This is a genomic window from Pseudomonas sp. GW821-FHT07G06, from assembly GCF_058986625.1.
Genome location: NZ_JBYSVW010000012.1, coordinates 214980 through 222629, shown reverse-complemented (window position 1 = coordinate 222629; position 7650 = coordinate 214980). Strand labels below are relative to the sequence as shown.

Genomic DNA, 7650 nt, shown 5'->3' with positions numbered 1-7650 from the left:
GTGAGTGCTACGCACTCAAGCGCGAGCAAGCTCGCTCGCCACAGGTTTCGGTGCAGAGCATTATCCGCGCTCTACGTTCCGCCTACACCAACCGCTCAATCTTCTGATGCTGCCACACCAGCTTGTAATACAGCGTCTGCAGCACCAGCATCCCCAGATACGCCACTGGAAACGCCATCCACATCCCTTGCAGCCCGAAGGATGGATGGGACAAGGGGCTTATGTGGCAGAGGCTTTTGTGGCGAGGGAGCTTGCTCCCGCCGGGCTGCACAGCAGCCCCAAATAACCGACAACGATCACCGGGTTTTGTGAGTGCTACGCACTCAAGCGCGAGCAAGCTCGCTCGCCACAGGTTTCGGTGCAGAGCATTATCCGCGCTCTACGTCCCGCCTACACCAACCGCTCAATCTTCTGATGCTGCCACACCAGTTTGTAATACAGCGTCTGCAGCACCAGCATCCCCAGATACGCCACCGGAAACGCCATCCACACCCCTTGCAGCCCGAACTTCGCATCCAGCAGATAGGCCGCCGGCAACTGCACCCCCACCACGCAGACAATGGAGATCGCCACCGGCACCATCACCGTGCCGCTGGCACGCATGATGCCGCCGATAATTGCCTGGAAGCCAAACACCAACAGGCTCCAGAGCATGATGTGCAACAGGTGCTGAGCCATGGTCCGCGTCGCTTCTTCCGTGAGGAACGACGCCAGCAGCCAATGCGACAGCAGATACCCGAGCACCACCAGACCACCGGTCAGGCACACATTGATCATCAACCCCGTGCGCAGGATCGGCCCCATGCGCTCGATGCGCCCGGCCCCAATCGCCTGCGCGCCAAGAATCGACGCGGTAATTGCAATCGACAACGCCGGGAACTGCACGTAATTGACGATCTGCGTCACCGCGCCATAGGCCGCCGTCGCCTGGGAACCGTGCTGGTTCACCAGCGCCAGAATCACCAGCTCCGACAGCGACAACACCACCATCTGCAACCCGGTGGGCAAACCGATGCGCAGCACCTTGCCGAGAATCGCCATGTCCAGCTTCATCGCCGTAAAGAACTCGCGGTCCGGCGCCAGCGGATGGCCCTTGCCAATCAAGCGCCACGCCAGCAACCCCATCGCCACCAGGTTACCCACCAACCCGGCAAACGCCGCACTCTGAATCCCCATCGGCGGCAAGCCAATCCACCCGCGAATCAACGCCGGCGTCAGCGCCAACCCGACCATGGTCGACACCACCAGCGCCAACAACGGCGACAAGGTATCGCTCACCCCGCGCAGCAACTGCGTGAACAGCACAAACACCAACAGCGACGGCATGATCCACAACATCACATGGGCATACGCCACCGCATCGTCCAGCACATCCGCGGGCGTCCCCAACCCCACCAACGCCGACCGCGCAAACACACTGCCCACCACCGCGGCCGTCAACCCGATCAACACCCCCAACAACAAGGTTGCCCCGGCAATCGCCTTCACCAGATGCGTCTCCCGCGCCCCCCACGCCTGCCCGATCAACACCCCTGCGCCGGCACCGAGGCCGATCACCAGGGCGATGAAGAAAAACACGATGGGGAACATCCCCGAGACTGCCGCCAGCGCTTGAGTGCCGAGCATCTGGCCGATGTAGATGCTGTTGACCGTGCCGGACATGGATTGCAGGAAGTTCGACAGCACCATCGGGGCGAGGAAAAACAGGTAGGTTTTCCAGAGGGGGCGTTGGGGGTTGGGGGTTTGCATGGGCGAAGATCCATCTCGACGGCAGGAGCGATGATTAAGGATAGCGTGGGTGGCTGAAACCAAGGGGCGATGACCTTCTCAGGTCTGTGTCGGGATTTCCAGCGACCTGAGGTGAAAGGTCTGAAGTTTCATCATCAAAGGTCCTACACAAAGCTCGGAATGCCTCACCTTCCCGCGCTGATCTCGTGCGGCTTATAGTCGGCGCCGTCGCCCTAATGGCGATTCGGGTTTGGCGACCTGACCTCAGAGAATGCGAAGGCTATCCGCTTTATTGCAGGTATCATCGCACCCGCAAAGCCGCTGTTATGGCGGCTGTGCGCGGGAGACCTTCGGGTCTGCCGGTTTTCTCTGTGCCGGTTCGCCAACCTGCGCACAGCTGCCACCCATTCGTTTGGCGACGACTGAGTGACGGCCTTGAGCCAATCAAACAGAGATCTTCACAATGAATCGATACATGCCCCTCACCGGAATCGACCTGGTTCCGGCCTCCCTGCTCATCGATACCCAAGCCCCACTCGACGTCCTGCAAGCCATGGCCGATTACCGGATTCGGACAGTCACGCAGGTGCTGGAAAACATCGCCTACCGTTCCGAGCTCGGTTGCGACACGGTGGTGCTGGAAGACTTTTCCAAGCTGCTGGTCATTCCGTTGCGCGATGGCTGTGATTTGATGGATGTGATTGGGCGGCGGTTGCGGGCGCAGGCTGCGGAGTGAATGAAAACGGGCGCAGAAGGCGCCCGTTTTTTGTCCGACAGGAAAAGTGGTTTGATGGACGATGCTAGCCTTTGCCCCCACTAACACTTCCACTTCCACTTCCACTTCCACTTCCACTTCCACTTCCACTTCCACTGCCACTGTTATCCTCCTGGTCATTGTTGACCTGTGGCCCGACGCCATCTCCCGTACGGAATGTCGGTAACGCCACCGAGGCCACGAATTTCACGCCGTCCCAGCTGGGCAATGGTGTGGGCATCAACTGGAACTGGCCAGGGTGCTCGGAGTCCCAGCGCAGCAGCATCGCCGTGTCTTCATGCTGCGTATTGTGGCAGTGCTCCATGTAGGTACCGGCGAACTCACGGATGCGTAAAGCCATTTCGACATTGTCGAGGCTCTCGGGATGGGAGCCTACATTGTAGATGTCCTTGCGCGCGCCTTTTTCCCATTCTGGTGGTGGTTTGCCTCCTCGAGTGAGAATGATCCCTTCCTCGAAATGCACATGCACCGGGTGACTCCAGCCATTGCCGCCGTTCTGGATCTTCCAGACTTCCAGCGTGCCCTCCCCCTTGAACCCCGCCGGTGTCGGGCCTGTGGCCAGTTGTGGCGCGGCTGAAATCCGCCGCGGGTCCATGTTGAAGCCTGGGCCGCCATCGGTCTTGATCGTCCAGGGCTTGGAATCCGTGCCGTCGGAGCGGCCAAAGATAAAGGTGCGGTGCCGCGCCCGGGCAAGCCGGGCGATATCGGCAGGGTCGTCACGGTGCAAAGGCAAAGGGATCATGAACCTGCCCTCGGGCTTGCCAGGCTTGGCGGGCTCGAAGTCGACCGGGTTCATGCTGACGTCCTGGCCGGTGTAAGGCTGGACGTTGAGTTGCATGAACAGGCCCACGCCCGGGTCACCGTTGATCCACTGTGGCCCGTGGCTGGTTTGCCTGACAACGGGCAGGTAACTCCCGGAGAGTACATTCGCCAATGGAATGTCACGTTCGGGACGCTTGCCGTTTTCATGCTCCTCGATGTTGACGAAGAAGATCTTGTCACCCGGCTTGATGCCGTTTTTCGCGAAGTCGATGACGATGTCATAGCGTTCGGAAATGCCCTGGATCGGCAGAATGGCATTGTGGTCCTGTCTGTCGCCGTCACCATCGAGGTCCAGGCTGCCATCGAACGGCACCGCGTGTTCCATGATATTGCCGTCGTTGGCAATCATGTGGAACGGCACCCGGTTATAGGAAACCCCGGAGTTTCTCGGGCCAGGAAACTCGCCACCATTACCATTGACCTGACGCACCACCGCCAGCTTGAAGTAGCGAGAAACCGATCCGTTGAGAATGCGGAAACGGTAGCGACGGGCACGTACGTCCAGGAAGGGCTTGTACTCCCAGTTGGTCAGCACCTGGTCACCGAGAAAACCGTCGGTGTTGAAGGGATTGAACCACAACTGGCCGGTCTGGTCCCAGGCCTTGTCGGCGATCGTCAAGTTGACGTCATAGTCGCGGTTACCCCAGCCCAGGCCCGAACCGCTGGGCAAGCGCAGGTTGACCCCGTCGTCGACCGACTCGTTGCCACGGTCCACGGCGCTGTAGTAGTTCATCATCGTCGCATTGCCCTTGTAGACGTTCTGCGCGGTGAAATCGAGCATGTGGTCGTGGAACCAGTGGCTGCTCATGGTTTCGCGCCAGTCGCCACGGATCTTGATGGTGCCGTTGTTGCAGGTCTTGAAGCCGGGGGTGGCGTCGTTGACGAAAAGCTTTTCACCGGGATCGCACGGGAACGCCGCACGCGGATCCTGAGCGCTGGTATTGATGCTGTCGTAACCGGCCAACTGGATCGGCCAGCGATAGTCGTAGTACTGGCCCGGGAAGAAGAACGCGTTGGCAAAACCGTCGCTTTCCGCGGGCGAGTGGCCGTTATGCTCATGGGTGCTGATAGTGTGCAGGCCAAAGCCCCGGTTGGCCGACGGGTCAATTGGCAAGGCATCGTAATGACGCATCAGCATCGCCTGGCCATAGCGCACTTGAAGCAGTTTGGGTGGAAAGGTGCCGTCGAATGTCCACAGCGCATTATGGTCCTGGACAGGGAAGTTGGGGTGAAACTGCACCTGAATGCCCTTGGTTGTGCCCTCGTTGGCCGGGTTGCCGTTGGTGTTGTGATAGAGCCCGCCTGGCGCAAATTCCCCCACGGCGTAGTTATGCCGTTGCATGCGATCACGCAAGCCACTGTTGACGTGCGCGCCGGCTTGCACCGTCTTGAAGGCGTCGCGCGGGAAAAACTCATTGAAACGCTGGTGCGACCAACCTTTTCCCGGCGGCCGGCCTTCTGCGGGCGAATCGACCCGGCGATTGAGGAAAAGCTCGATCTGCGCCCTCCAGGGGTTGCGGTCCAGCACATTGGAGAACTCTGTCGGGAAGGGCGTCAATGCCGGCTGCCTGAGAAAGGCATCCAGCGCAGCCGGCGACGGGCCGCTACGCGCCACCTTCAAGGGGTCTTGCGCGGGGGCGGGGCCCACCGTCGGAACCGGAAACGGAACGGGTGATGGCGGGTCGGCCGCGTTCAGTTTGTTCGAGCCGAATTCCTCGAAAAGCTCCAGCTTCTGTGTGAATGGTTGAACCCCGAACACCGGGCTGGCATTACCGTTAGTGGGGATATTGAAGCTCGGTTGCAGATTGGGCGGCAGCACATTGTCGACCAAGGGGGTCTTGCGGTTACCCACCACTCCATTGGGTAAGTCGAAGGCGCCGACGTTGGCGGGAGGCAGCTTGAGCAAGTCTCGCAATGCGGCATCGGGGTCGGCGGGCGGGTTGGTGAACGCCGATGGGTCGGTAGGAGGCGGTGGATCGGTGTTGTCGAGGGGGGCTGCATGGGTCTGGGACAGGCCCAGCCCGAACATGATCGCGGCAGCAGAGATACTCAGCGCCAGCCTGGTTTTGGACAATGCACTAGGGTTGAACCTTCCGGTATCTAGTTTCATCGCAAACACCTCTGACGGGTTCCCCGGAGCGCGTGGCAATACGTGGGCTACGAGCCACTGCTCCTGGCCCGGCTGGCGAAATGTTAGATTTCGAGCCGGGATGAGAACGATGCAAATCTCCCGCCAAAAGTGACAGGATGAGGCTGATGGCTCCACGCCATGCCCCCCTGCCCGCCGGCTTCAGGCAGGCGTATGAGAAACCTGGATAAAAGCCCCGAATACGGGGACTATCCCCCAATACAGGGTGCGATTGTGTGGGGTGTTCGGGCCAGGAAAAATCGCCATTTTCTGAAAGTATCGACCGGTTGGATCCCAGCCGACTGCAGCTTTTGACGAGTGACCGCATAGGCCGATATCGGCCTCGCCAAAGGCTCCGGCGCGTCCCTGCATGCGAACCCTTACCCCCGCCAATTCAGCATTCCTTGCCTCTAAATCTGACATTGTTCGCCCCTGCCCCTCCAACTCGTCCAAGAATGATGGCAAACAGCTACACTCCCCAGGATTTCTCAACATCTCGACCATGGCGGCAACCGATTTGCCTCATGGTTCAAGCGATAAAAGGCTTGTCTTCCGGTATCAGTCCAACCCCAGCGTCTTCCCGGTTCGATTACATGGAGTCAGCGTACATGCCCTTTCCCCCTCGCTTCCTCGACCACTACCGCAAAGCCGATCGCATCATGCTGGGCCTGATCTGGCTGATGTTCGCTTTCGCGGTGGGCCTGGCGTTCTGGCACGACACCTTCAAGCAGGCGCTGCTGGTGGGTGGCGGTACCAGCCTGTTGTTGACGCTGCTGTATCGCGGCATCGGCGGGTCGCGGTTGATGCGCTGTTTGCTCGGCGTTGGCTTGATGGTGATGGCGGCATTGCACATCAATCAGGCCGAGGGGGTCATTGAGTCGCACTTCGGGATTTTTGCGTTGTTGGCGGTGCTCACGTTTTATCGGGACTGGCTGCCGATTCTGGTGGCGGCGGTGACGATTGCGCTGCATCACGTGGTGTTCCATGTGCTGCAGCACCAGGGTTTTCCGGTGTTTGTGATGGCGCATCACGGTGGCTGGACGATGGTGTTCGTTCACGCCTTTTATGTGCTGATGGAGACGGTCGCACTGCTCTATCTGGCGGTGCACAGCCAGGCCGATGCGGTAGAGAGCCAGGACATGCTGGACAAGATGCTCGCCGCGACTTCGCAGCTGACAACCGATCCCGGCAAGGGTGACAAGGCACGGGCACATGTGTCGCTGGCGCAGCGGTTCGATCAGTTCCTGATGCAGATCACGGCGCTGGTGGACGGAGTGGTGCGTGACTCCAACGGCTTGGGCCAGTTGGGCCAGGAGTTGGCCAAGGCCAGCAACACGCTGGAGAAAGGCGCCAGGCATCAGCTGACGGAAATCGCGCAGATGACCGGGTCGATGCAGCGCATGGGCGATGCGATGGAGCACATCGTGGTGCATGTCGAGCATGCCGTTGAGCATGCCGGCCAGGCCAGTGCGCAGATCACCCGCGGGCAGGAAAGCGTGAACCGTGCCCGGCAGGAAATCACCCATCTGGCCTCGCGCCTGGAAGGCACCAACCAGACCGTGCAGGTGCTGGCCGGGCAGGCGCAGCAGATCGGTACGGTGCTGGAGGTGATCAGCAGCATTGCCGAGCAGACCAACTTGCTGGCGCTCAACGCGGCGATTGAAGCGGCGCGTGCCGGCGAACAAGGCCGGGGCTTTGCGGTGGTGGCCGATGAAGTGCGCAGCCTGGCGCAGCGCACGGCGTTGTCCACCAAGGAAATCCGGACCATTATCGAGGCCTTGCAGCAAGGCAGCCGCAAAGCCGTGGAGGCCATGCAGGACAGCCGCGAAGGCGTGGAGCGCTGTGTCGAGGACAGTCAATTGGCGGCGGCGATGTTGCAGGCCATCGGCAGCGACATCTCACAGATCGATGAACTCAATGGGCGAATTTTCACCACGACCCGCGAACAATCCACGGCGAGTGTCGAGATTGTCGGACGCTTGCAGTCGGTGCAGGGCATCGCGCAGAACACGGCGGATGATGTGCAGACGCTGGCGTCGAGCAGTCGGCGCTTGCCGCCTATTGCGACTCGGCTGGATGCGTTGGGGCGCACGTTTCATCAGTGATGCTTGATGCGGGAAGTGGTCCGCCGGTCGAACCGACTTGCTCTGTAGATTCTGAATACCTATCTTTGAGTCTATAGATTCAAGACAGGTAT

The 7650-nt window shown here is 60.2% G+C and carries 4 protein-coding genes; 2 read left to right on the top strand and 2 right to left on the bottom strand.

Annotation, left to right across the window (positions count from 1 at the left end; all coding sequences use genetic code 11):
• Positions 1-390: 390 nt before the first annotated feature.
• Positions 391-1749, bottom strand: coding sequence for an MATE family efflux transporter (locus tag AC3WJW_RS21035; protein ID WP_493727224.1), 1359 nt, complete (start codon positions 1747-1749; stop codon positions 391-393).
• A 442-nt stretch (positions 1750-2191) separates the two neighbouring features.
• Between AC3WJW_RS21035 and AC3WJW_RS21030 the strand changes: the two genes are divergently transcribed.
• A complete protein-coding gene (locus AC3WJW_RS21030; protein ID WP_095946406.1) occupies positions 2192-2464 on the top strand; it encodes a hypothetical protein in 273 nt (90 codons plus the stop codon).
• Between the two features lie 64 nt (positions 2465-2528).
• Here the strand turns inward: AC3WJW_RS21030 and AC3WJW_RS21025 are convergent, their stop codons facing one another.
• Entirely contained in the window at positions 2529-5435 is a 2907-nt protein-coding gene (locus AC3WJW_RS21025; protein WP_493727223.1) for a multicopper oxidase domain-containing protein, read from the bottom strand.
• 626 nt (positions 5436-6061) lie between these two features.
• Here AC3WJW_RS21025 and AC3WJW_RS21020 point away from each other — a divergent pair.
• Complete coding sequence (locus AC3WJW_RS21020; protein WP_493727222.1) at positions 6062-7558, top strand: methyl-accepting chemotaxis protein; 1497 nt, start codon at positions 6062-6064, stop codon at positions 7556-7558.
• The last annotated feature ends 92 nt before the right edge of the window (positions 7559-7650 follow it).

What these genes read in the sequence shown, in the direction of transcription:
- AC3WJW_RS21020 (WP_493727222.1), top strand. Translation starts at nt 6,062, where the DNA reads ATGCCCTTTCCCCCTCGCTTCCTCGACCACTACCGCAAAGCCGATCGC.
- AC3WJW_RS21030 (WP_095946406.1), top strand. Translation starts at nt 2,192, where the DNA reads ATGAATCGATACATGCCCCTCACCGGAATCGACCTGGTTCCGGCCTCC.
- AC3WJW_RS21025 (WP_493727223.1), bottom strand. Translation starts at nt 5,435, where the DNA reads ATGAAACTAGATACCGGAAGGTTCAACCCTAGTGCATTGTCCAAAACC.
- AC3WJW_RS21035 (WP_493727224.1), bottom strand. Translation starts at nt 1,749, where the DNA reads ATGCAAACCCCCAACCCCCAACGCCCCCTCTGGAAAACCTACCTGTTT.